General features: G+C 71.8%; 25 protein-coding genes. 13 read left to right on the top strand and 12 right to left on the bottom strand.

Annotated elements, in window-relative coordinates:
* Positions 1–72: 72 nt before the first annotated feature.
* Together VH969_RS04405 and VH969_RS04400 are read right to left on the bottom strand one after the other, a co-directional pair.
* Positions 73–711: a hypothetical protein gene (locus VH969_RS04405; protein WP_331970742.1), complete on the bottom strand. Its 639-nt coding sequence runs from the start codon at positions 709–711 to the stop codon at positions 73–75.
* 6 nt (positions 712–717) lie between these two features.
* Complete coding sequence (locus VH969_RS04400; protein WP_331970739.1) at positions 718–1,638, bottom strand: hypothetical protein; 921 nt, start codon at positions 1,636–1,638, stop codon at positions 718–720.
* 257 nt (positions 1,639–1,895) lie between these two features.
* Between VH969_RS04400 and VH969_RS04395 the strand changes: the two genes are divergently transcribed.
* A complete protein-coding gene (locus VH969_RS04395; protein WP_331970737.1) occupies positions 1,896–2,519 on the top strand; it encodes an FKBP-type peptidyl-prolyl cis-trans isomerase in 624 nt (207 codons plus the stop codon).
* Positions 2,520–2,537: 18 nt separating this feature from the next.
* On the opposite strand, the gene VH969_RS04390 is transcribed toward VH969_RS04395, so the two are convergent.
* The 7 genes from VH969_RS04390 to mptB all read right to left on the bottom strand — a co-directional run bounded on the left by VH969_RS04390 (position 2,538) and on the right by mptB (position 9,729).
* Complete coding sequence (locus tag VH969_RS04390) at positions 2,538–3,509, bottom strand: quinone oxidoreductase family protein (RefSeq protein WP_331970735.1); 972 nt, start codon at positions 3,507–3,509, stop codon at positions 2,538–2,540.
* A gap of 52 nt (positions 3,510–3,561) precedes the next feature.
* Complete coding sequence (locus tag VH969_RS04385) at positions 3,562–4,464, bottom strand: acyl-CoA desaturase (RefSeq protein WP_331970732.1); 903 nt, start codon at positions 4,462–4,464, stop codon at positions 3,562–3,564.
* Between the two features lie 137 nt (positions 4,465–4,601).
* Positions 4,602–5,573: a COX15/CtaA family protein gene (locus VH969_RS04380; RefSeq protein WP_331970730.1), complete on the bottom strand. Its 972-nt coding sequence runs from the start codon at positions 5,571–5,573 to the stop codon at positions 4,602–4,604.
* A gap of 77 nt (positions 5,574–5,650) precedes the next feature.
* Positions 5,651–6,427: an ABC transporter permease gene (locus VH969_RS04375; RefSeq protein ID WP_331970727.1), complete on the bottom strand. Its 777-nt coding sequence runs from the start codon at positions 6,425–6,427 to the stop codon at positions 5,651–5,653.
* Positions 6,427–7,362, bottom strand: a complete 936-nt coding sequence (locus VH969_RS04370; protein WP_331970723.1) for an ABC transporter ATP-binding protein — start codon at positions 7,360–7,362, stop codon at positions 6,427–6,429. The genes VH969_RS04375 and VH969_RS04370 overlap by 1 nt, the downstream gene beginning before the upstream one ends.
* 9 nt (positions 7,363–7,371) lie before the next feature.
* The gene (locus VH969_RS04365; protein WP_331970720.1) at positions 7,372–8,052 is read right to left on the bottom strand and encodes a DUF6058 family natural product biosynthesis protein; all 681 of its coding nucleotides are present in this window, start codon (positions 8,050–8,052) and stop codon (positions 7,372–7,374) included.
* A gap of 9 nt (positions 8,053–8,061) precedes the next feature.
* Positions 8,062–9,729 (bottom strand): polyprenol phosphomannose-dependent alpha 1,6 mannosyltransferase MptB, encoded by a 1,668-nt coding sequence (gene mptB, locus VH969_RS04360; protein WP_331970718.1) that lies wholly within the window; start codon positions 9,727–9,729, stop codon positions 8,062–8,064.
* A gap of 95 nt (positions 9,730–9,824) precedes the next feature.
* On the opposite strand from mptB, the gene VH969_RS04355 reads away from it, so the two are divergent.
* Genes VH969_RS04355 through VH969_RS04315 form a run of 9 tightly spaced genes read left to right on the top strand, consistent with a single transcriptional unit; the run spans position 9,825 to position 17,758 of the window.
* On the top strand, positions 9,825–10,562 hold the full coding sequence (locus tag VH969_RS04355) for a helix-turn-helix transcriptional regulator (protein ID WP_331970715.1): 738 nt from the start codon (positions 9,825–9,827) through the stop codon (positions 10,560–10,562).
* Positions 10,559–12,001 (top strand): Fe-S cluster assembly protein SufB, encoded by a 1,443-nt coding sequence (gene sufB, locus VH969_RS04350; protein WP_331970712.1) that lies wholly within the window; start codon positions 10,559–10,561, stop codon positions 11,999–12,001. The genes VH969_RS04355 and sufB overlap by 4 nt, the downstream gene beginning before the upstream one ends.
* Positions 12,002–13,156 (top strand): Fe-S cluster assembly protein SufD, encoded by a 1,155-nt coding sequence (gene sufD / locus VH969_RS04345; RefSeq protein ID WP_331970709.1) that lies wholly within the window; start codon positions 12,002–12,004, stop codon positions 13,154–13,156.
* Complete coding sequence (locus tag VH969_RS04340; RefSeq protein WP_331970706.1) at positions 13,153–13,467, top strand: non-heme iron oxygenase ferredoxin subunit; 315 nt, start codon at positions 13,153–13,155, stop codon at positions 13,465–13,467. Before sufD ends, VH969_RS04340 begins: the two co-directional genes overlap by 4 nt.
* Before the next feature lie 27 nt (positions 13,468–13,494).
* Positions 13,495–14,268, top strand: a complete 774-nt coding sequence (sufC, locus tag VH969_RS04335) for a Fe-S cluster assembly ATPase SufC (RefSeq protein WP_331970703.1) — start codon at positions 13,495–13,497, stop codon at positions 14,266–14,268.
* Between the two features lie 18 nt (positions 14,269–14,286).
* A complete protein-coding gene (locus VH969_RS04330; protein ID WP_331970700.1) occupies positions 14,287–15,546 on the top strand; it encodes a cysteine desulfurase in 1,260 nt (419 codons plus the stop codon).
* Positions 15,547–15,555: 9 nt separating this feature from the next.
* A complete protein-coding gene (gene sufU / locus VH969_RS04325; protein ID WP_331970697.1) occupies positions 15,556–16,008 on the top strand; it encodes a Fe-S cluster assembly sulfur transfer protein SufU in 453 nt (150 codons plus the stop codon).
* The gene (locus tag VH969_RS04320) at positions 16,008–16,409 is read left to right on the top strand and encodes a metal-sulfur cluster assembly factor (protein ID WP_331970694.1); all 402 of its coding nucleotides are present in this window, start codon (positions 16,008–16,010) and stop codon (positions 16,407–16,409) included. The genes sufU and VH969_RS04320 overlap by 1 nt, the downstream gene beginning before the upstream one ends.
* Before the next feature lie 59 nt (positions 16,410–16,468).
* The gene (locus VH969_RS04315) at positions 16,469–17,758 is read left to right on the top strand and encodes an MFS transporter (protein ID WP_331970691.1); all 1,290 of its coding nucleotides are present in this window, start codon (positions 16,469–16,471) and stop codon (positions 17,756–17,758) included.
* 6 nt (positions 17,759–17,764) lie between these two features.
* Here the strand turns inward: VH969_RS04315 and VH969_RS04310 are convergent, their stop codons facing one another.
* Positions 17,765–18,838, bottom strand: coding sequence for a hypothetical protein (locus VH969_RS04310; RefSeq protein ID WP_331970688.1), 1,074 nt, complete (start codon positions 18,836–18,838; stop codon positions 17,765–17,767).
* Positions 18,839–18,895: 57 nt separating this feature from the next.
* On the opposite strand from VH969_RS04310, the gene VH969_RS04305 reads away from it, so the two are divergent.
* Together VH969_RS04305 and VH969_RS04300 are read left to right on the top strand one after the other, a co-directional pair.
* Positions 18,896–20,131, top strand: coding sequence for a sensor histidine kinase (locus VH969_RS04305; RefSeq protein ID WP_331970685.1), 1,236 nt, complete (start codon positions 18,896–18,898; stop codon positions 20,129–20,131).
* Entirely contained in the window at positions 20,128–20,793 is a 666-nt protein-coding gene (locus tag VH969_RS04300; RefSeq protein WP_331970682.1) for a response regulator, read from the top strand. The genes VH969_RS04305 and VH969_RS04300 overlap by 4 nt, the downstream gene beginning before the upstream one ends.
* Here the strand turns inward: VH969_RS04300 and VH969_RS04295 are convergent.
* Both VH969_RS04295 and VH969_RS04290 read right to left on the bottom strand, forming a co-directional pair.
* Positions 20,780–21,205, bottom strand: coding sequence for a MerR family transcriptional regulator (locus tag VH969_RS04295; RefSeq protein WP_331970680.1), 426 nt, complete (start codon positions 21,203–21,205; stop codon positions 20,780–20,782). The two genes, VH969_RS04300 and VH969_RS04295, sit on opposite strands and share 14 nt — an antisense overlap.
* Positions 21,206–21,276: 71 nt before the next feature.
* A complete protein-coding gene (locus VH969_RS04290; RefSeq protein ID WP_331970678.1) occupies positions 21,277–22,359 on the bottom strand; it encodes a lycopene cyclase family protein in 1,083 nt (360 codons plus the stop codon).
* A 32-nt stretch (positions 22,360–22,391) separates the two neighbouring features.
* Between VH969_RS04290 and VH969_RS04285 the strand changes: the two genes are divergently transcribed.
* Complete coding sequence (locus tag VH969_RS04285) at positions 22,392–23,936, top strand: deoxyguanosinetriphosphate triphosphohydrolase family protein (protein WP_331970675.1); 1,545 nt, start codon at positions 22,392–22,394, stop codon at positions 23,934–23,936.
* Positions 23,937–24,096 lie beyond the last annotated feature (160 nt).

Raw genomic sequence — 24,096 nt, 5'->3', positions numbered from 1 at the left:
GGGTGTGATGGTAAACGCCGCGCACGGCTCGTGTCTGCTGTCGAACTGCCTCCGCAAGGCCGGCACGGGCGGTCACAGACGGCTGGCCAGGTGTTCCAGCCTCGTCTCGACCGGCACGTGCCGGTGGCTCTCATGGGTGTCGGGGTCGTAGGACAGGCTCCACGGCGTGACCTGGCGGGACTTCACGAGGAACGTCATGGTGCCGTCGGTGGCGCGGGGGATCCGGTGGAAGTCCGAGGCCAGCAGGAACGCGGACGAGCCGACCGGGCACGGGGTGGCGGTCACCAGCTCCGCCGACCTGATCAGCTCGGTCCCCGGGTTGATCGTCGCGGCATAGCGTTCGTGCAGGTAGCCGCCGCGCAGGATGGTCGTGCAGAAGTGGTAGCGGTGGTTGTGCACGGAGTCGGCGTAGCCCTGCCGCCAGTCCCGCTGCTCCTTGTACTCGTGCAGCCAGAACGTGAACGGCTCGCTCGGTACGTCACGCAGGCACCAGGCGAAGTGGGTCGTCGTCTCGCGGGACCGCTTGATCACCGCGGCCGCCTGCTCGTTCGGTAACTCCAGCAGGTGGCGGCGCAGGTCGGCCCGAAGCCCGGGCCGCTCGGCCCAGGCCTCGAACCACTTGTCGATGGTGTCCCAGCGACGGGACAGGTCGAACTCGGCCGATCTCAGCTGCTCGGCCAGCTCGCCCAGGGCGGAGACCCTGATGGGCACGAGATATCAGCTCCCCAACTCGGCGGTGACGGCGAACTCCCGGAGGAAGTTGTAGAACTCGGCGCTCAGCTCGAGGAACTGCTCCTCGGTCAGCTGGCTGCCGGTGATCTTCTGGAACTGCTTGATGAAGTCCTGGCGCGAGGTGTCCGGCGTGATCACCAGGTGGTGCGCGTGCGGTGACGCGGAGTTACGGGCGAACTCCGCGCGCTGCATGGTGTAGACGAACGCCCCCTCGGAGAACCGCAACGTGCGCGGGTACTCCGCGGTGGCCCGGGCGTCGCTGTAGAGCGTCACCCAGATGCTGTCGTCGAAGATCTCCAGCCGGTCGGTCGGCGGGTCGGAGATCACCGTGACCTCGAGCCTGGAACAGCGGCTGCGGGCGAGGTACAGGCCGACCAGCCCGATGCGGATGTCCTCGTGCAGCCGTTCGTGGATGGTGTCGTAGTCCGCCTCGGCAGGGGAGTGCCGCAGCAGGTAGCGGGCCCGTCCGCTGATCGCGCTCGCGTTGCGCGGGTCGGCGACCACGGCCCGGAACTCCCACTCGGCCCGCGACAGCAGCAGCCGGGCGGCCGCGTGGCGGCCGGAGAAGCCCCGGAACAGGTACTGCCGGGTGGCCTGCAGATCCTGCATCATCAGCCGGTTCAGCGCGGGATTGGGCTCGGCCGTCGGCTCGAAGATGTGGGTCGGGAAGAACTCCTGGTTCATCTCTCGGTACTCGGCTGACAGGTCGCGCAGCGCCTGGCGGCTCTCGTCGATCAGCGGGGTGAGCATCGCGCGCTGGGTGGCGGTGGCCGTGATCAGCGTCTGGCCGAAGCCGACGACGGCCGAGACGAGAGTGCCGGTGGCAACGGCGGTGAGCAGGTTCCTACCTGTTCCCGGGGCCATTCCGCTGGTGGCGATCATCGCCGAGCCCGAAATCACCAACAAGATCAGGAGTAGAAGTCCGGTTCTGGTCCAGAAGATCTCTTGAATCGGGTTCTTGCGGAGGCCCTTGGCTTCCGCGGGCAAGCTGGTTCACCTCCTTGGCGGGCGCCCGATCGGACGAGTGCTCTGTGTATTTGATCGAGCGCGGGGAGTTACTCTACCGCTGAGTACGGGCCGGAGAAATAGGCGAAAAGAGTGATCAGGCCGGTTACCGCCAGCCGCTGATCGTCGCCGGAACGCGACCTTTAAGCTCGCGAACCATGCGCAACGTGAGCAAGGTCCTCGTGGCGGTGGCACTCGTGTCCAGCCTCGCCGGATGCGTCAACAGCGAGCAGGCATCCAGCGAGCCGCCCGGGGACGTCGTGAGCTTCCCGCCGCCGACCTCGCCCGAGGAGTCGGCACCCGAGTCGTCGGCGCCGGAGTCGGCCCCCGGATCGGCCACGAGTGCACCGGAGAGCTCCGGCGTCAGCACCGCGGTGGAGTGCACCGCCAAGGACATCAAGGTGACCGGCCCGGCGAACCAGCACCCGACGATCACCGTGCCGAAGAACTGCTCCGCGCCGACGAAGCTGATCGTCGAGGACCTGAAGCCGGGCACCGGCCCGGAGGCCGCCAAGGGTGCCCAGATGCAGGCTCACTACGCGCTGACCGCCTGGTCGACCGGCAAGGAGGTCGAGACCTCCTACGGGCAACAGCCGCTCGACGTGCCGACCGTGGGTTCCGGGCTCATCGAGGCGTGGAACCAGGGCCTGGTGGGCATGAAGCAGGGCGGCCGGCGGCTGATCGTCGCCCCGCCGGACCTGGCCTACGCCGGCTCGGGCAACGAGCTCCAGGACGAGACGCTCGTGTTCGTCATCGACGCCGTGAAGGTCACTCCGGCCTGATCCGCTCGGGTCGGCGGTTCACGGGATCAGCAGGAGCTTGCCCGTGGTCCGCCGGCCGGCGAGGTCCTCGTGGGCCTTGCGGGCGTCGGCGAGCGGGTGGCGGGCGCCGATCCGGACGGTGATGCGCCCGGCCGAGATCGCCGAGAACAGCTCGTCGCAGCGCCAGCGGAACTCGTCCGGCGTGGCGATGTGGTGGCCGAGCGTCGGGCGGGTGAGGAACAGCGAGCCGCCCGAGTTGAGCCGCTGTGGGTCGACCGGTGGCACCGGGCCGCTGGACGCGCCGTAGAGCACCAGCATTCCCCGCGTGGCGAGGCAGGTGAGGCTGCGGTCGAACGTGTCCTTGCCGACGCCGTCGTACACGGCCGCGACACCCACGCCGCCGGTGAGCCGAGCGATCTCCTCGGCGAAGTCGGTCTCGGTGTAGCGGATGACCTCGTCCGCGCCTGCCTCGCGGGCGAGCGCCTCCTTCTCGGGCGTCGACACGGTGCCGATCACCTTGCCGCCGCGGGACTTCGCGGCCTGCACGAGCAGCAGGCCGACTCCGCCGGCGGCGGCGTGCACCAGCACCGTGTCGCCCGGCTTGACCGGGTACGTGGACGTGACCAGGTAGTGCGCGGTCAGTCCCTGGAGCATCGCCGCCGCGGCGGTCTCGTCGTCGATGCCGCCGGGCACCTGAACGACCTTGGCCGCCGGCACGACCGTCCGCTGCGCGTACGAGCCCGGCACGTCGGCCCACGCCACGTGGTCGCCTACCGCGATGCCGTCGACGTCCGGACCGACCTCGCGGACCGTGCCGGCGCCCTCGTTGCCCGGCGTGAACGGGAGTTCCTTCGCGTAGCCGCCCGCGCGGAAGTAGATGTCGATGTAGTTGACGCCGGCCGCGGCCACGTCGACCAGGAGCTCGCCCGGACCGGGCGCCGGCACGTCGACCTGGGCCAGCTCGAGCACCTCCGGTCCACCGGTGGTGCGCACCACGACAGCCTCAGCCACGTCATCCTCCGCGTTCGGTCCAGGCGGTTCCCACGTCCAGGCTTGCGGGACCCTAACGCGCGGCGGCGGTCCGTCTCGCGGCCAGCCGTTCCGGTTTCGGCCAGCGGACGTCGTAGGCCCAGCCGAGCTTCTCGAAGATCCAGATGAGCCGCGCGGAGATGTCGAGCTGCCCGCGCAGCACGCCGTGCCGCGCGCAGGTGGGATCCGCGTGGTGCGAGTTGTGCCAGGACTCGCCCATGGAAAGGATCGCGAGCGGCCAGAAGTTCGCCGCCCGGTCGCGGCTCTGGAACGGCCGCGAGCCGATCATGTGGCAGATGGAGTTGACCGACCAGGTCACGTGGTGCAGGAACGCGATCCGCACGAGGCCGGCCCAGAACAGCGCGGTCACGCCGCCCCACACCGACCACGTGATGAGCCCGCCGAGCACGCCCGGCAGCACCATCGTGACGAACGTCAGCGGGAAGAACAGCTTGTCCAGCAAGCGGATGTCTCGGTCGGCGAGCAGGTCGGGGGCGAAGCGCTCGGCGTTGGTCTGGTCGCGTTCGAAGAGCCACCCCATGTGCGCGTGCCAGAAGCCCTTGGCGATGGCGGCGGGGGACGTGCCGAACAGCCACGGGGAGTGGGGGTCGCCCTCGCGGTCGGAGAACGCGTGGTGGCGGCGGTGGTCGGCGACCCAGGCGACGACCGAGCCCTGCGCGGCGAGGCCGCCGGCGACGGCCAGCGCGATCCGCAGCGGCCGGGTCGCCTTGAAGGCGCCGTGGGTGAAGTGGCGGTGGTAGCCGACGGTCACGCCGAGGGACGAGACGAGATAGAAGGCGGCGGCGAGCCCGACGTCGGTCCAGCCGAGACCCCATCCCCACAGCATCGGGACGGCCGCGACGAGCGCGAGGAAGGGGATGAGGATGAACAGCTTGACGACGAATGCCTCCGGCAGCGAGCGCCGGCGGCCGATCATGGGTTTCGGCTTGGGACGGGGTTCTTCGCGCGTTGGCGCCAACGTGGACGTGATGAGCTTGGGGACCTCGTAACTCGGCCGGGACGCGGCCTCTCAACGTAACCTACGGTTACGTAGCCGTAGGTTCCTTCCACACGTTATGTGGTCCGCGGACGGTTCGCCACCGCGACGGGCTCGACTTCATGAACATCTGACGCCCGGCCGTAGCCGCGAATGCCGCACCACAGCGACGCGGTCGCGACGATGACGGACATCGCGCCGAGGACGTGCAGGCAGACGAGCAGCTCCGGGACACCCGTCCAGAACTGCACCAGGCCGATGGTGCCCTGCGCGAGCACGACGCCGGCGAGCACCTGGTAGCGGCGCCACGGCGGGTCCGCCACGCCGCGCAGCCAGAAGCCGAGCAGCACCAGCGAGCCGAGGAACGCGTAGAGGAACGACGCGTGCACGTGGGCGAGCGTCTCGACCGGGATCGCGAGCCGCGGAGTGTCCGGGTCACCGCCGTGCGGGCCGGCACCGGTGACCATCGTTCCGGTGACGAGGATGCCGGCGAGCAGTGCGGTCTGGACGTAGAGCCAGCGGCCGATCGTGCGGCTGCCGATCCCGGGCCGCGCGTCCTCGCGGGGGATGGCGTGCACGAGCAGGGTGGCGAGCCAGACCATGACGGTCGAGGCGAGCAGGTGGATCGCGACGGTCCACCACAGCAGGTCCATGCGCACGGTGATACCGCCGAGCACGGCCTGGACCGCGACGCCGACCGGCATGGCGATCGCCAGCCGCAGGTAGCGGCGGTCGCGCGGCTTGTTCAGCAGCGCCAGCACGAACGCGGCGACGGCGATGAGGCCGACGATGCCGGTGAACAGGCGGTTGCCGTACTCGATCCACTGGTTGAGCGTGGCGTACTCGGGATGGCTCTCCGGGACCATGCTGCCCGGCAGGCACTGCGGCCACGTCGGGCAGCCGAGCCCGGATCCGGTGACCCGCACGATCGCCCCGGTCATCGCGATGAGCGCCTGCGTGGCGACGACCGCGACGGCGACGCCGAGCTGGAGGCGGCGGCTGGGGCTGGGCAGGCGGTCGATGCGGGCCTTCAGGGACGCGAACGGCACCGTCCGATCGTATGTGGAGCGCCACCTGAGAGCCCTGATGGGGCTCCGTGCGCCGCGGTGGCGGACTCCCGGCCGGCTCAGGAGAGCCTGGTCGTGCGCACGGCCAGCAGGCCCGCGGCGGCGCCCCAGACGGCCAGCACGGCGAACACCGGCCAGCCGGGCACGGCGCCGTCGACGAGCGCCGTGCGCATGCCCTCCGCGAGCGCACCGGAGGGCAGGTAGCCCACGATGTCGCCGAGCGCGCCGGGCATCGACGCGGCCGGCACGGCGATGCCGCCCGCCAGCAGGAGCACGAACCACACGATGTTCGCGAGCGCGAGGACGACCTCGGCCTTGAGCGCGCCGCCGAGCAGCACCCCCAGCGCGCCGAACGCCAGCGTGCCGACGACGACCAGCAGCACGGCCCAGCCGATGCCGGCCGGGGACGGTGACCAGCCGAGCACGACCGCGACGACGCCGAGCACGACCAGCTGCACGACGACCACCACGAGCCCGGCGATGGTCCGTCCGCTCACGAGCAGCCAGCGTGGCAGCGCGGTGGCCGCGAGCCGCTTGAGCACGCCGTAGCGCCGGTCGAAGCCGAGCGCGATCGCCTGCCCCGTGAACGCCGAGGACATCACGGCGAGCGCGAAGATCCGCGGGGCCACCGAGTCGACACGCGGCTCGGGCACGTCGAAGACGTCCAGCAGCGTCAACCCGATCAGCAGCGCGAGCGGGATCAGCAGCGTCAGCAGGATCTGCTCGCTGTTGCGCAGGGTCAGCAGCGCCTCGGTGCGCACGTGCGCGGTGAGCATGCGCGCGATCCGGCCGCGCCCGGGGGCCGGGGTGAACGTGCCGGCGGGAAAGGTGGTCATCAGCGCAGCTCTCGTCCCGTCAGCTCCAGGAACACGTCCTCCAGGCTCCGCCGGCCCACGTGCAGCTCCTCGGCCAGCACGCCTTGCTTCGCGCACCAGGCGGTCACCGTCGACACCACGTGTGGGTCGACCTGGCCCGACACCACGTAGGCGCCCGGTGTCGGCTCGTCGATCCGGCAGTCGGCCGGCAGCGCGGCGTACAGCTCGCTCGTGTCCAGCGCCGGCTTCGTGCGGAACCGCAGCTGCGCGGAGTCCGGCTGCTCGGCGGTGAGCTGGCGCGGGCTGCCCTCGGCCACGACCCGGCCCCGGTCGATGATCACGACCTGGTCGGCCAGCTCCTCGGCCTCCTCCATCGCGTGCGTGGTGAGCAGCACCGAGACGCCGTCCGCCCGCAGGGCCGCCACGCACTCCCACACCAGCCGGCGTGCCTGCGGGTCCAACCCGGAGGTCGGCTCGTCGAGGAACACCAGCTCCGGGCGGCCGACCAGCGCGCACGCCAGCGACAGTCGCTGCTGCTGCCCGCCGGACAACCGCTTGTACGGCGTCCGCCGGGCGGCGTCCAGGCCCAAGACCCCGATCAGCCAGGCCGGCTCGATGGGGTTCGCCGCGCAGGCCGCGACGAGCGCGAGCATCTCCTCCGCGCGCACCCCCGGATACGCGCCGCCGCCCTGGGGCATCACGCCCATGCGCGGGCGCAGCTTCTCGCTGTCGGTGGCGGGGTCGAGGCCGAGCACGCGCACGGAACCCGCGTCGCGGCGGAGGAATCCCTCGCAGATCTCGATGGTCGTCGTCTTGCCGGCGCCGTTCGGTCCGAGCAGCGCGAGCACCTGGCCGCGCGCCAGCCGGAGGTCCAGCCCGTCCACCGCGGTGGTCGACCCGAATCGCCGTACCAAGCCCGACACGTCGACGACGGGATCAGGGCTGCTGGCGCTCACGCGGTAAGGCTATGACGCGGCGTTGCCCACCGGCTCGCGACCCTCGGCGCCCCTGCCGAACACGATGGGGTACCGCGCCCGCACGCCGTCGATGTGCCGGCCGCGGCTGGTGTCGCCCCACCGCTCCCGGTCGAAGTCGGTGAACGGCCGCTCGAGTGCGTCGAGCGCGTCCACCGCCGTGCGTAACTCCGACCGCCACGCCGGGTCGGCCTCCGCCGGCGCGGCGACGAGCCGCTCGATCAGCCGGATGAGCCGGTTCTTCTCCGCCATGGCCTCGGGCGTGACCGACCGCAGGCACACGCCGAACTGGCCGGACAGATAGCCCGCCCAGTCCTCGTCCGCGTCGGCCGCGGGTGCCGGGGAGGCCGTGGCCGCGGCCAGGTAGCGGGCGCGGAACCGGGCGGGCAGCGCGTCGACCCCGCCGGCCTCGTCGACGAGCGCGAAGTAGTCCGGCGGGAAGCGCGCCTCGCCGGAGGGCAGCACGTAGGTCGGCTGCGGTAGGCGGCCATCCGCGATCAGCGCACGGACCCGGGACGCCGTTTCGGCCCTCCGAACACGGGCGGAACCCCGGCTCGTGTCGTCCCTCGGCTGGTGGTTGCCGTCGGATCGTGCTCGACCGTCGAGCAGCTCGTCCAACGTCCGGTACTCGGCGATCACGTAGCGGATGTCCGACTCGGTGAAGCTGGCCATGGCCGCAGGCTAGGCCGCGGCACCGACAATTCCGCGCCGCTTGCGGCCGCCGTCGCTCCGCGGGCGGCTCGGGATGTGCTTGCGCACCAGGAACAGCGCCAGCACGACCACGATCCCGGCCGCGATGTAGGTGTACGGCAGCTGGTAGGTACGCCCGTCGAAGGTGGTCCCGGTCGGCGGCAACGCCACGGCGAACCCCGCGCTGATCGCCGTCGCCATCGTCCGGAACCTGATGTTGCCCGCCGCCACCGCGAGCGGCAGCGCGGCCCACAGCAGGTACCACGGCTGCACCGTCGCACCGAAAACCAGCACGGCACCGAGCGCCGCGCCCAGCCCGATCATCGGGCGCAGCCGCCAGCGGAAGCTGTCCAGCAGCAGCTTCGCCGCGAGCAGCGGGCCGAGCACCGTGCCGACCATGCGGCTGACCGTGATCGCCGCGTCGATGTGGTTGCCCAGCCCCAGCAGGATGCCGAGCCCGCCCGCGCCGAACCCGAGCGCGGTCATCGGCGCCATCCAGCTCTTGATGGAGTTCGCCGTGTTCAGCGTCGCCGTCCAGCCGTAGCCCAGGCCGCTACCCAGCGACGCGGCCGTGAGGACGGTCAGGAACAGCACCGTGAGCACCGCCGCCGTGCCGAACAGGTGCGTCCAGCGCCCCCCGAGCCGGCGGGCGATCATCACGCCGAGGAAGCCGAGCGCGAGCGCCGCCGGAATCTTCACCGCCGCGGCGAGCGTGATCACCGTGGCGCCGACGGCGTACCAGAGCAGCTCGCCCTGCTGCCACGGCGGGAACGGGCCGTCCGGCGTCACCCTGGGCATTCGCCGCAGCGCCAGCTCGATCCCGACGAGCATCAGGCCGATCGCGAGCGCCTCGTTGTGCACGCCGACGACCAGGTGGAACAGCACCAGCGGGTTGGCCGCACCGAGCCACAGCGCGCTGACCGGGTTGATGCCGAACCGCCGGGCCAGCCGCGGCAGCGCCCACACGATCATCGCGAAGCCGATCAGCGCGAGCAGCCGGTGGAAGGCCACCCCCATGACCACGTGGTCGCCGGTGATCCAGGTGATGCCCTTGCCGATCGTGATGAACAGGGGCCCGTACGGCGAGGGCGTGTCCCGCCACATCGTGGGCACCGCGCGGGTCAGCGGATCGGCGTTGCCCAGCGCCTCTGCAGGCCCGGTCGTGTACGGGTCGAGGCCGCGGGCGGCGATCTCGCTCTGCGCGAGGTAGCTGTAGACGTCCTTGGAGAACATCGGGACGGTGAACACCAGCGGCGTGACCCACATGATCAGCGTGCGGGCCATCTGCTGCGAGGACACCATCCGCTCGCGGCCGGGCAGCGACAGCCTGCCGAGCCCCAGCCACGCGAAGACGATCATGAACACGCCGGTGAACGCCAGCGCGATCGACACCGTCGGCATCCGGCTGAACATGCTGAAGAACGGCAGGCTCCACACCGGGTTGAACACCGGGGCCGCGCCCGCGCCGAGCGAGCCCACGGCGAGAAGCAGCGAGCCGACCGTGCCGAACCGGCGCACGACGTCCAGCTGCTTGCGCTCGCGGTCGTCCAGCGGCTCGTCCAGCGGCGCGTCCAGTGGATCGCTCGAACCCGGCGGCACGGCGGGATGGCCGTTGACCTCCCCGCCGTGGCCGCGACGCTCCGTGTCTCCCGCCACCACGTCGCAAGACTATCGACCGGGGGTGACCGTGAGCCCGCTCACCTCACGGTGGCCCCTCCTTTGCGGGGCGGACGGAAATACGACACACTGATGTTGTGAAAAACGAGCAGCAGGCCGAGGGCCGCACCAGGCATGGTGTGGCGCGCTTGCTGCTGGAGGAGGGACCGATCACGACGGCAGCGGTCGCGCAGACCCTCGGGCTCAGCCCGGCCGCCGTGCGCAGGCACCTGGACGTGCTGGTCGCCAACGGGGAGGCCGAGTTCCGCGACGCCCCCCGGCGCGGTCAGCGCGGTCGCGGCCGGCCGGCCAAGCTCTGGCTGCTGACCGAGACCGGCCGGGCCCGCTTCGGTCACGCCTACGACGACCTGGCCATCGCGGCCATCCGGTTCGTCGCGGAGGCAGGCGGCGAGTCCGCCGTGCGTGCCTTCGCGGAGCGCCGGGCGGCCACGCTGGTCGACCGGCACCGGGCCGCCGTGACCGGGCACGACGAGGTCACCGACCGGGCCACGGCCCTCGCGGCCGCCCTCACGCGGGAGGGATACGCTGCGTCGACGCGGCGCGTCGGGACAGGGGAGCAGCTCTGCCAGCACCACTGCCCGGTCGCCCACGTCGCCGCGGAGTTCCCCCAGCTGTGCGAGGTGGAGACGGCGGCGTTCGCCGACCTGCTCGGCACCCACGTCCAGCGCCTCGCGACCATCGCACGCGGCGACGCCGTGTGCACCACACACGTACCGCTCGGCGGCCCGAACTCCGCCGAGCCGGGCGCGACCGGGCCGATCACCACCGGCCCCGACCGGACCGCTCCCACCACGACCGAAGGGACGCCTTCATGACCACCGCCCCGGAGCGCGCGGGCTCGCCGCCGCTGACCCAGGAGGAGACGCTCGCCTCGCTGGGCAAGTACCAGTTCGGCTGGGCCGACTCCGACACAGCCGGCGCGAGCGCGCAACGCGGCCTGTCCGAGGCCGTCGTCAGGGACATCTCGGGCAAGAAGGGCGAGCCGGAGTGGATGCTCGAGTCGCGGCTGAAGGCGCTGCGGCTGTTCGACCGCAAGCCCATGCCCAACTGGGGCGCGGACCTGTCCGGCATCGACTTCGACACGATCAAGTACTTCGTGCGCTCGACCGAGAAGCAGGCGGCCAGCTGGGAGGACCTGCCCGAGGACATCAAGAACACCTACGACAAGCTCGGCATCCCCGAGGCGGAGAAGCAGCGCCTCGTCGCGGGTGTCGCCGCGCAGTACGAGTCGGAGGTCGTCTACCACAAGATCCGTGAGGACCTCGAGGAGAAGGGCGTCATCTTCCTCGACACCGACACCGGCCTCAAGGAGCACCCGGAGCTCTTCGGTGAGTACTTCGGCTCCGTGATCCCGCACGGGGACAACAAGTTCTCGGCACTCAACGGCGCCGTCTGGTCCGGCGGGAGCTTCATCTACGTGCCGCCGGGCGTGCACGTCGACATCCCGCTGCAGGCCTACTTCCGGATCAACACGGAGAACATGGGCCAGTTCGAGCGGACGCTGATCATCGTCGACGAGGGCGCCTACGTGCACTACGTCGAGGGCTGCACCGCGCCGATCTACACCTCCGACTCGCTGCACTCCGCGGTCGTCGAGATCATCGTGAAGAAGGGCGGCCGCTGCCGGTACACGACCATCCAGAACTGGTCGAACAACGTCTACAACCTGGTCACCAAGCGCGCCAAGGCCGAAGAGGGCGCGACCATGGAGTGGATCGACGGCAACATCGGCTCCAAGGTCACCATGAAGTACCCGTCGGTGTTCCTCATGGGCGAGCACGCCAAGGGCGAGGTCCTCTCGATCGCGTTCGCGGGCGAGGGCCAGCACCAGGACGCCGGCGCGAAGATGGAGCACCTGGCGCCGCACACGTCCTCGACGATCGTGTCCAAGTCGGTGGCCCGCGGCGGCGGCCGGACCTCCTACCGGGGCCTGGTCAAGGTCGCGAAGCGCGCCCACCACTCGAAGTCCACGGTGAAGTGCGACGCGCTGCTGGTCGACCAGATCAGCCGCAGCGACACCTACCCGTACGTGGACATCCGCACCGACGACGTCGCGATGGGCCACGAGGCCACGGTGTCGAAGGTGAGCGAGGACCAGCTGTTCTACCTCATGTCCCGGGGTCTCACCGAGGACGAGGCGATGGCGATGGTGGTCCGCGGCTTCGTCGAACCGATCGCGCGCGAGCTGCCGATGGAGTACGCGCTGGAGCTGAACCGGCTCATCGAGCTGCAGATGGAAGGGGCCGTCGGCTAAATGAGCCAGGCAACGCAGACACCGCACTCGCACGGTGTGGTGGTACCCGAGGCGTCCCGCGCGGAGCGGTTCACCTCCTACGACGTCGAGGCCTTCGAGGTCCCCGGCGGCCGCGAGGAGGTGTGGCGCTTCACGCCGATGCGCCGCCTGCGCGGGTTGCACGACGGCACGGCGGCCGCCACCGGCGAGCTGACCGTCGAGGTCGCGGGCGAGGCCGGGGCCGAGACCGTCGGCCGCGACGACGAGCGGCTCGGCGCGGCCGGCACCCCAGGTGACCGGATCGCCGCGCAGGCCTACAGCTCGTTCACGAAGGCCACGGTCGTGACCGTGCCGAAGGAGACCAAGGCGGGCGTCACCACCGTGACGATCACCGGGCCGGGCGCGGGCCAGGTCGCCTACGGGCACCTGCAGGTGCGCGCCGAGCAGTTCGCCGAGGCCGTGGTCGTGCTCGACCACCGCGGCAGCGGCACGGTCGCCGACAACGTCGAGATCCTCGTCGGCGACGGCGCGAAGCTCACGGTCGTCAGCGTGCACGACTGGGCCGACGACGCGGTCCAGGTCTCCGCGCACCACGCGAAGCTCGGCCGCGACGCCACCCTCAGGCACCACCTCGTGGCGCTGGGCGGCGACCTCGTGCGGGTCAGCCCGACCGCGGTGTTCGCGGGCCCGGGCGGTGACGCCGAGCTCAACGGGCTGTACTTCGCCGACGCGGGCCAGCACATCGAGCTGCGCACGTTCGCCGACCACGCCCAGCCGCACTGCAAGTCCAATGTGGTCTACAAGGGCGCCCTGCAGGGCGCCGAGGCACGCACGGTCTGGATCGGCGACGTGCTGATCCGCGCGGCGGCCGAGGGCACCGAAACGTTCGAGCTCAACCGGAACCTCGTGCTCACCGAGGGCGCGCGCGCCGACTCGGTGCCGAACCTGGAGATCGAGACCGGCGAGATCACCGGCGCCGGCCACGCCAGCGCCACCGGCCGGTTCGACGACGAGCAGCTGTTCTACCTGCAGGCGCGGGGCATTCCGGAGGACTCGGCGCGCCGGCTGGTCGTGCGCGGCTTCTTCCACGAGCTGCTGATGAAGATCGCCGTCCCGGAAATCCGCGAGCGGCTCGAGGCGGCCATCGAGGAAGAGCTCGAGGCGGTCGGGGCATGATCCGCGCGTGTGCACTGTCCGATCTGGACGACGGAAAGCCGTTCGCCGTCGAGGTGGACGACGTCGAGGTCGTGATCGTCCGCCGGGGCGAGCAGGTGCACGCGCTGCGCGACGAGTGCTCGCACGCCGAGCTGGCGCTGTCCGAGGGCGAGCTCACGCCCAAGGGGATCGAGTGCTGGCTGCACGGGTCCTGCTTCGACCTGCGCACCGGTGCGCCGTCCTCGCCGCCGGCCACCGAACCGGTCGACGTGTTCCCCGTCGAGATCCGCGACGGTGAGGTCCACGTGGACGTCACCACCACCACGAACTGACTTACGCGACAAGGAGAAACGCACGAGATGGCCACGCTGGAGATCAAGGGCCTGCACGTCTCGGTCAACACCGACGAGACGGCGAAGGAGATCCTGTCCGGGGTCGACCTGACCATCAAGGCGGGCGAGACGCACGCCATCATGGGCCCGAACGGCTCGGGCAAGTCCACGCTGTCCTACGCGATCGCCGGCCACCCGAAGTACGAGGTGACCTCCGGCGAGGTCCTGCTGGACGGCGAGGACGTGCTGTCGATGACCGTCGACGAGCGCGCCCGCGCGGGCCTGTTCCTCGCCATGCAGTACCCGGTGGAGGTGCCCGGCGTCTCGATGTCGAACTTCCTGCGCACCGCCGCCACCGCCGTCCGTGGCGAGGCCCCGAAGCTGCGGCACTGGGTCAAGGAGGTCAAGGAGGCGATGGCCGACCTGGACATCGACCCGGCCTTCGCCGACCGCAGCGTGAACGAGGGCTTCTCCGGCGGGGAGAAGAAGCGCCACGAGATCCTGCAACTCGCACTGCTCAAGCCGAAGATCGCGATCCTCGACGAGACCGACTCCGGCCTCGACGTCGACGCGCTGCGCGTGGTGAGCGAGGGGATCAACCGGGTGAAGGCGGGCGGCGACGTCGGCATCATGCTGATCACCCACTACACCCGGATCCTGCGCCACATCACGCCGGACTTCGTGCACGTGTTCGCCGGCGGCAAGATCGTCGAGTCCGGCGGCTCCGAACTCGCCGAGGCGCTCGAGGAGCACGGCTACGTGCGCTTCACCGGCAAGCAGGAGCCGGCCAGCATCGGCTGAGAATCGAGGGTTCCCGGGATGACCACCACCACAGCCCCACCCCTGGACGTCGAGACGATCCGCAAGGACTTCCCGATCCTGTCCCGGCTGGTGCACGGCGACAAGCCGCTGGTGTACCTGGACAACGCGGCGACCTCGCAGAAGCCGCGCCAGGTGCTCGACGCGCTGGTCGGCTACTACGAGACGTACAACGCCAACGTGCACCGCGGTATCCACACGCTCGCGGAGGAGGCCACCGCGCTCTACGAGGGCGCGCGGGACAAGGTCGCCGCGTTCATCGGGGCGCCGAGCCGCGACGAGGTGGTCTTCACCAAGAACTCGTCTGAGGCCATCAACCTGGTCGCCCGGGTGCTCGGGGACGCGGGCCCCGGCTACCGCGTCGGCCCCGGTGACGAGATCGTCATCACCGAGATGGAGCACCACTCCAACATCGTGCCGTGGCACCAGCTCGCGCAGCGGACCGGCGCGACCGTGAAGTGGTTCCGGATCACCGACGAGGGCCGCCTCGATCTGTCCACTCTGGACTCCGTGATCACCGAGCGGACGAAGATCGTGTCGATGGTGCACGTCTCGAACCTGCTCGGCACGATCAATCCCGTCGAGCAGGTCATCGCCCGGGCCCGCGAGGTCGGCGCGCTGGTGCTCCTCGACGCGTCGCAATCCGCGCCGCACCTGCCGCTGGACGTGGCCTCGCTCGGCGCGGACTTCGTGGCCTTCACCGGGCACAAGATGCTCGGCCCGACCGGTGTCGGCGTGCTCTGGGGCCGGCTGCCGCTACTGCAGGAGCTGCCCCCCTTCCTCGGTGGCGGCGAGATGATCGAGCTGGTCACCATGGAGCGGTCGACGTTCGCCGCGCCGCCGCACAAGTTCGAGGCCGGCACCCCGCCGATCGCGGAGGCGGTCGGGCTCGGCGCCGCGATCGACTACCTGACCGCGGTCGGCATGCCGGCCATCGCCGCGCACGAGCACGCGCTCACCGAGTACGTGCTGGCCGCACTGTCCGACGTGTCCGGCGTGCGGATCATCGGTCCGGCCACCGCCGAGGGCCGGGTCGCGGAGGTGTCGTTCTCCGTCGAGGGCATCCACCCGCACGACGTGGGCCAGGTGCTGGACGAGCTCGGCATCGCGGTCCGGGTCGGCCACCACTGCGCGCGACCGGCCGTCGTGCGCTATGGAATTCCCGCGACCACCCGTGCGTCGTTCTACCTGTACAACACCACCGCCGAAGCGGACGCTCTGGTCGAGGGCCTGGCGCACGTGAAGAAGGTCTTCGGATGAGGCGGACCAGTGAATCTTGAGTCCATGTACCAGGAGATCATCCTGGACCACTACAAGAACCCGCACGGGCGTGGCCTGCGCGAGCCGTTCGACGCCGAGTCCTTCCAGGTCAACCCGACCTGCGGGGACGAGGTGACGCTGCGCGTGGCCGTCGCCGGCGGTGACGGCTCGGCCAAGGTCACCGACGTGTCCTACGAGGGGCAGGGCTGCTCGATCAGCCAGGCCTCGACGTCGGTGCTGACCGACCTGGTGACCGGCCGGTCGGTCGAGGAGGCGCTCGCCACCATGGACGCGTTCGTCACCATGGTGCAGGGACGCGGCGAGGTGGAGCCGGACGAGGACGTGCTCGAGGACGGTGTCGCGTTCGCCGGCGTCGCGAAGTACCCGGCGCGCGTCAAGTGCGCGCTTCTCGGATGGATGGCGTTCAAGGACGCGGTCGCCCGGGCCGAAGGAGGAGCCTGATGAGCAGCACGGAAGAGCAGATCGGCACCGAGCGCGGCGTCGAGTCGCTGCCCGAGCCGCCCGCGCAGAAGGCGGACACCGCGGCGATCGAGGACATCGAGGAGGCCATGCGGGACGTGGTCGACCCCGAGCTCGGCATCAACGTCGTGGACCTCGGCCTGGTGTACGACATCCGCGTCGAGGACGACAACACCGCGACGCTCGACATGACGCTCACGTCGGCGGCCTGCCCGCTGACCGACGTGATCGAGGACCAGACCCGCGCCGCGCTGACCGCCGGGCCCGGCGGCGGGATCGTGGGCGACTTCCGGATCAACTGGGTCTGGATGCCTCCGTGGGGTCCGGAGAAGATCACCGAGGACGGCCGCGAGCAGCTGCGCGCCCTCGGCTTCACCATCTGACGTCCGAACGATCAGTTTTCGAGAAGCATCCGCGTCCCGACGCGGCATAGCGTCGGCACATGACAGATTCCACGAGCTCGCGGCGCTTCGGGGCCTACGGCCGGGTGCTGCGCCGGCCGGTGCTCCGGCGGGTGCTGCCCGGCCTGGCGGTGTCCGCCCTGGGCGACGGCATGAGCATGGTCGCCGTGGCCTGGCTCGCCGTCCAGATCGCGCCGCCGGGTAGCGAGGGCGTCTGGACCGGGCTCGCCGTGGCGGCCTACTCGCTGCCCGCCACGCTCGGCGCGGCCGTGTTCGGCCGGTTCGTGCGCGGGTTCAGCGGCGCCCGCCTGGTCGCCGTAGACGCGACACTGCGGACGTTCTCCCTCGGCACGATCGCGGTGCTCGCCGTGGCGGGTGCGCTCGTCCCGGCCGGCTACGTCGCCCTGCTCGCGGTTTCCTCGCTGCTGCACGCCTGGGGCCACGCCGGGACGTACACGCTGATCGCCGAGCAGCTGCCGGACGAGGACCGGGTCGCCGGCAACGCGCTGGTGTCGACGTTCACCCAGGCGTCGTTCGTGGTCGGCCCCGCACTGGCCGGCGGCATGACCGCGCTCGCCGGCCCCGGCTGGGTCATCGGGCTCGACGCGCTGAGCTTCGCGGTGCTCGCGGCGAGCTGCTGGCCGGTGCGTCACGCCGCGGCGGCGGTACCGGCCGCCGCACCGGGTGAGTCCGCGGCCGGCGGCTGGCGCACGATCCTGCGGCAGCCGCGCCTGCTCGGCCTGATCGCGGTCACCTGCGTCTTCTTCTTCCTCTACGGCCCGGTCGAGGTCGCCCTGCCGATCCACGTCGCCGCCGAGCTGCACGGCTCGCCCGGCCTGCTCGGCGCGTTCTGGACGGTGTTCGGGATCGGCGCGGTGATCGGCGGACTCGGCGCCGGCCTCCTCCGCAGCCGTCCACTATGGCCGGTCGTGGTGCTCGTCATCATCGGCTGGGGCGCTGCGCTGCTGCCGTTCGCGATCTCCGGCGCGGTCTGGCCCGCCCTGCTCGGATTCGCCGCCGGCGGCGTGATCTACGGCCCGTTCACCGCGATCTGCACGGCGCTGTTCCAGCGCAGCTGTGAGCCGCACGTGCTCAGCCGCGTGCTCGCCACCCGCACCGCGCTGACCACGCCGTCCGCCGCGCTCGGCATGCTGATCGGCGGCCCGGTCGTGAGCGCGATCGGCGGCCGCTCGACGCTGGTGGCCTCCGGCCTGCTCACGATCCTGCTCGGCGTGCTCGTCGCGGCCGTGGTGTATCTCGCCAGGTCGGACCGCCGCCCGGGCTCGGAGTCGCGGTCGGCGGGCAACCGCCCGGCGGCGGCCGCGGTGTGAGCCCCGCTAGGCCCAGGTGTTGCAGGACGCCGGCTGGCGGGACTGGAAGCCCTTCGCCAGCCAGGTGCCCGCTGCCGGCGGGGCGTCGGTGGTCGTGAGCCGTTCGCGGATCTCGTTCGTGATGTTGTCGTCCACCGAGCCCTTGCCGGACATCGCGCTCGACGCGACACCCGCGAGGCACGTCGCCTGCTGCGCCAGCCGGTTCGCGAGGTTGCCCGGGGCGTCCGGCGAGTCCTTCGCCCGCTCGTACAGCTCGGTCAGGCCGGTCGTGTACTGCACGGCCGAGGCGTAGGTCCGCAGGAACACCCCGAAGTACTTGCCCGGGAACAGGCCGAGCCCCTCGACGTCTCGCAGCCGCTGCGGTGTCATGTAGACGGTGCCTTCGCACTGCGCGGGCGGCGCGTCCGGCTGGATGGCGCCACAGGGCGTGTTCCGGGGTCCGTCCTGGACGGACACCACCGGGACGCCGGCCGCGGGCAGGCCGGCCGCGCGGAGCAGGTCGCCGAACGCGTCGTCCGCGCAGATCTTCGCCGCCTCGTAGAAGCTCGCCTGCGACTCGTCCGCCGTGTCGAAGCGGGGCAGCGCGCACGACATCGTCGTCATCGTGGCCGTCGCCGTCGAGAGCGGATGCTCGGCGAGCGCGGCCAGCGGGTCGCCCTCGGGCGGGACGGTCGAGGGCGGCGGCCCCGGCTGGGTCGGCGACGGAAGCTCCGGGATCGGCAGGCCGGTCGCCTCGCCGGACACCTTGGCCACCGGACGGTTCAGTGAGAGCAGCACCAGCCCGCCGACCAGCCCGGCCACGACGAGCACGGCCACCAGAAGCGACGCGTAGTAGCCGCCGCGGCGCTTCGGCTCCGGGGCCGGCTCGGGGAACACGACCCGGGGCTCACGGCGGATCTCCGGGCCGTCCGGCACCTCACGCATGATGTCGTCGAGCGACCAGCTGGCGACGGGCGTGCCGGCGGGGCTCTCCGAGGACACGGCCGGCTGGTCGGCCGGGTCCGCCCACACCGTCGGCCCGTCCACCTCCGTCGACTGCGTGCGCTCCGGATCGTCCGCACGCGGCGAGTCCTGTGTCACCCGACCCCCTTGTGTCCGCTCGCCGTGCAGCGTATCGCCGTCTGCGATGATCGGGTCATGAGCGCGGTCGCGGGACTGCTGAGCTTGGTGTTCGGCCCGGTGATCCGCCCGTCGACCTACCGGCGATGGGTGTACCTGATCCTCGGCGGCGCCGTGCTCGTCCCGTTCGTCCTGCTCGCCGCGATGGTGCTGCCGTCGCTGCTGCCCGAGGCGGTCGGACCCGCCGTGGCGGCCGTGGCCCTGCTCGTCGTGATGGTGGCGGTGTCGTTCGTCCCGGCCGTGCGGGTCATCGAGGGCGCCGCGGCCCGCGAGCTGCTCGGCGACCGCGTGCCCGAGCAGGCCGCGCGGCCCGCCCGGTCCTGGGAGGCACGCCGGCGGTCGGCCGTCTGGTTCGTGCTGCACCTGATCGCCGGCGGCGTGGTCAGCGTGCTCACGCTCACCCTGCCGCCGACCGTCGTGCTGTCGTTCGCGGTGCCGTTCACCGGCGCGCTGCACCTGCTCGGCCTGCCGATCGAGTTCGCCCGCGGCTGGGCCGGCATGTGGGTGCCGGCCGCCGGGCTCGTGGCACTCCTGCTGCTCGTGCACCTCGTGGTCGCCTGCGGGGTGCTGCTCGGCCGGCTCGCACCGGCCCTGCTGGGCCCGACCGCTGCCGAGCGCCTCGCCGAGCTGGAGCGGCGCACCGAACAGCTCGCCGAACGCAACCGGCTGGCGCGCGAGCTGCACGACTCGGTCGGCCACGCGCTGTCGGTCGTCACCCTCCAGGCGAGCGCCGCGGGCCGGGTGCTGGACGCCGACCCGGAGTTCGCCCGTACCGCGCTGGGCGCCATCGAGGAGTCCGCGCGGGCCGCGCTCACCGACCTCGACCACGTACTGGGCCTGCTCCGCGAGGAACGCCACGACCGCACGCCACAGTGGACACTGGCTGATCTGCCACGGCTGCTGGACACCGCGGGCGTGCCCGTGGAGTCCACTGTGGAAGGAAAGCTGGACGCCGTGCCGCCCGCGGTGTCCCGCGAGGCGTACCGGATCGTGCAGGAGGGGCTGACCAACGTGCTCCGCCACGCCGGCAAGGTGCCCGTCGCGCTGCGGCTCGTCGCGGGCGATGACAGACTCGAGCTCGAGCTGGAGAACCCGCTGGGTGAGCGGACCGGCGCACGGGCCGGTGGCGGGCACGGGTTACGCGGCATGCGCGAGCGCGTCACCGTCCTAGGTGGACAGATGACGGCCGGCGCACACGAGGGACGCTGGCGGGTCAGCGTCCGGATTCCGTTGCGGACGGGGGCAGGCGGATGACAGGGTCGGGCACCGGCAAGACCACCGTGCTGCTGGTCGACGACGAGGCGCTGATCCGCGCCGGGCTGCGCGCGATCATCGAGGCGGAACCGGACCTCACGGTGGTGGCCGAGGCCGACGACGGCGCCGAGGTGCTGCCGCTGGTGCGCAAGCACAGACCGGACGTCGTGCTGATGGACGTGCGGATGCCCGCCGTGGACGGGATCCAGGCGAGCCGGCACATCGTGGCGACCATGGCCGACCCGCCCAAGATCCTCGTCGTCACCACGTTCGAGAACGACGACCACGTCTACGACGCCCTGCGTGCCGGGGCGAACGGCTTCCTGCTGAAGCGGACCCGGCCCGAGGACATCGTGCGGGCGATCCGCATGATCGTGAGTGGCGAGTCGCTGCTGTTCCCCGCGGCCATCCGCGCGCTCGCCGCGACCCACGGCGGCCGTGACGCCCGCGGGCTCGCGCACGCCGGGCTCACCGAGCGGGAGGCCGAGGTGCTCCGCCTCATGGCGGCCGGGATGTCCAATGTGGAGATCGCGGAGCGGCTGTTCGTCAGCGTGCAGACGGTGAAGACGCACGTGGGCAACGTGCTCGCCAAGACGGGCGCCCGGGACCGCACGCAGGCCGTGATCGTGGCCTACGAGACGGGCTTCGTCACCCCTGGCTAGCACGCACCCCGGTGTCGGCTTCGGCGCCACCGGTGGGGTCGGCGGCGGCGAGACCCAGCACGCCCCGGTAGTAGCCGATCTTCCCGCGGATGTGGTCCTGCTCGGCCCGCAGCTGCGAGATCTTCGCGTCGACGTCCCGATCGTGCTCCTCGAGCAGCTCGATCCGCTCCGGAATCGTGTCCTCCCCACCGCGCGCCAGCTCCGCGAACCGGATCATGCGCTGGATCGGCATCCCGGTCTCGCGCAGGCAGCGCAGGATCATCAGCCAGGACACGTCGTCCTCGGTGAACACGCGCCGGCCGCCGGAGTTGCGTTCGATGTCGTCGAGCAGGCCGATCCGCTCGTAGTAGCGCAGGGTGTCGATGCTGAACCCCGTCTGCTCGGCGACCTGGCCCGGTGAGTAGCGCCGCATCCGGCGAGTCTAGGCCGCGGTGCCCATCGCCTCGCCCGATTTCCGCCCGAGGCCGTCACACATGTGATCGTTCATCGCCGGAGCGCCATCCGCCGGCGCAGCGGCCACCGCGCCGCACCGAAGAGCGCGGCCATCGCGGCCGCGGTGCCGGCGAGGTCGTCGCGGCCGGACAGGTACGCCCGCTGCCGGTGTGGCGGGAGAGCGAAGAACAGGCCGAAGAACTCCGCCGTCTGGTCGGGGTCGAGCGTGAGCAGCGTCCGCAGCCCCGCGCGCCGCAGCCGGTGCACCGCCCGTGCGCGCGCCGGCCAGACCACCCGCCGGGCCGCCACCGCCCCGCCCGTGGCGATCGCTCCGGCCACCGCAGGCGCGAGCCGCAACGCGTCCGCGACGCCGTACCCGGACGCCGGATGCACGAGCCCGGCCGCCGCGCCGAACCGCACCACCCGCCCGGCCCCGGCCGAGGCGCCGGCGTCCAGCGGGATGCGCACCCGCTCCACCTCCGCCTCCGTCCGGCCGGGGTCCACGCCGTGCTCGGCCAGCCGGGCCAGCAGCCGCTCGCGAAGGACGGCGAACGGCAGGCCCGGCCGGCGCGCCAGCGAGGTCTCCTCGAGCAGCACCCGGCCGTCCGGCAGCGGGACCGCGTAGAGGAAGGTCGGCGGGCCGGTCCCGGGCTGGCGCCAGTCCATGAACACGACCTCGCCCGGCCGGACCACCCGCGCGGCGACCGGGGCCGGCACCCGCAGGCCGTAGGCGGTCTGCTCGACGCCGCCGCGCGAGCGCGCCCCCGTCGCGTCGACGATCACGGGCGCGGTCACCTCCTCGACCCGGCCGGCCCGCACGACGACGTCCGGATGGGTGAGCGCGTTCCGCACGGAGTCGTTGTCCAGCACGGCATACGCCCGCTCCAGCCACCGCTCGCCACCGGCGAGCACCCGGGCCCTGGCCACGACGTAGCCCGCGCCCGGGGGGAGCAGCTCCGCCTCGTCGAGCCACAGGCCGTACGTCGCGGGCCAGCGCGCGTCCGGCCGCGGCGCGACGAGCACCGTGCGCAGCCCGCGCAGCGCGCACTCGCGGGCCAGCACCCGGCCCGCCGGCCCGGCGCCGGCCACCACCACGTCGGCCCCGGCTGCCCCGACCTCGCCCGCGTCCGTCACCCGAAGATCCCAGCACAGTAGGGTCAGCTGGCATGGGTGAGGGACGCGAGGCGCGCAAGTCGGAGAGCACGTCCGGCGATCTCGCCGCGAGCCCGTTCCGCGCCGACCGCGACCGCATCGTCGCGTCCCCCTTCTTCGCCCGCCTCGGCGGCGTCACCCAGGTCGTCAGCGCGAGCGGCTCCGGCCTGCTGCACAACCGCCTCACCCACAGCCTCAAGGTCGCACAGGTCGCCCGCGCCATCGCCGAGCGGATGTGCGCCGACCCCGCGGTCGCTCCGCGGCTGGCCGAGCTCGGCGGCTGCGACCTCGACGTCGTGGAGGCGGCCGCGCTCGCGCACGACCTCGGGCACCCGCCGTTCGGCCACCTCGGGGAGCAGGAGCTCGACCGGCTCGCCCGGCACCGGTTCGGCCTGCCGGACGGCTTCGAGGGCAACGCCCAGAGCTTCCGGATCGTCACCACGACCGACACCGCCGGCCCGGCCGGTGCCGGCCTGGACCTCACCGCCGCCGTGCGCGCCGCGATGCTGAAGTACCCGTGGACCCGCCGCTCCCACCCCGAGCCGCATCCACGGGAGCTCCCCAGCCCACCGCGCGGTGCCTCCGAGCCGGCCGACGAGCCGGGTACCGGGTCGAGCAAGTTCTCCGTCTACGTCACCGAGCTCGACGACATGGTGCAGGCCCGCGAGCCGTTCGCCGCCCGGCTCGCGACGTGGCAGCAGACGGTCGAGGCGTCCGTCATGGACACCGCCGACGACATCGCCTACGCCATCCACGACCTCGAGGACTTCTACCGCATCGGCGTCCTGCAGCACGCCCCGGTCGCGACCGAGCTCGGCCGCTGGCTCACCGGCGCCTTCGAACTCGCCGAGCTCGACGACGCCCTGCTGCTCAGGCACAGCCGCCGGCCCGGCTACTCGCTCGAGGTGCTGCGCCGCCGCCTGCACCGGCGCGACTCGTGGATCGTCGACGACGACGCGTTCGTCGCCGCGGTGGCCCGGGTACGCACCGAGCTCGTCGACAACCTCCTCGCCACCCCGTTCGACGGCTCGGCGGAGGCCGAGCAGGCGATCGGCCGGTTCTCCTCCGGGTGGACCGTCCGGCTCGTCGCCGGCATGGGCGTGACGCTCGACCCGCCGACCCGCTCGGGGCACGTGCAGCTCGCACCGGCGCAGTGGCACGAGGTCCAGGTGCTCAAGTTCGTGCACCGCCGGTTCGTGCTGTTGCGTCCGGACCTCGCGCTGCACCAGCGCGGCCAGGCCCGGCTGCTCGCCTCGCTCGTGCAGGCGCTCGAGCAGTGGGTGACCGACCGCTACGAGTCGAACCGGCTGCCGCGCCGGCTGCAGGACCTCGTCGCGCTCGCCGAGCACGAGTACCGCACGCTCGCCGAGACCGATATGTCCACTTTGGTCGGCGCGGTCGGCGAGCCGCCGCAGGGCACGGCCGGAATCCGCGAACTGGCCCGGGGACGGGCGGTGATCGACTTCGTCGCGTCGCTTACGGACAGTCAGGCCGCGAACTTGCTGGAGGCTCTCTCCGGCCGCAGTGCACAGCCGTGGTCAGACGCATTCGTTCTGTGAATCGCTAACAGTCGGCAATTGGTAACACACTCGTGGTGTGGTTAAGCCGAATGGCCGCTGTGTCGGAAACGACCGAACCATAGGTTGATCGCGGCCGGGCTTACCCGGTTGGGATGTCCGTGTGTCGGGGCACGGCCGATTCGCGGAGGGTATCCGTGCG

Source organism: Actinophytocola sp. (assembly GCF_036555685.1).
Classification (GTDB): domain Bacteria; phylum Actinomycetota; class Actinomycetes; order Mycobacteriales; family Pseudonocardiaceae; genus Actinophytocola.
Note: the sequence above shows the minus strand (reverse complement) of the source record. Positions and strands in the feature narration are given on the sequence as shown.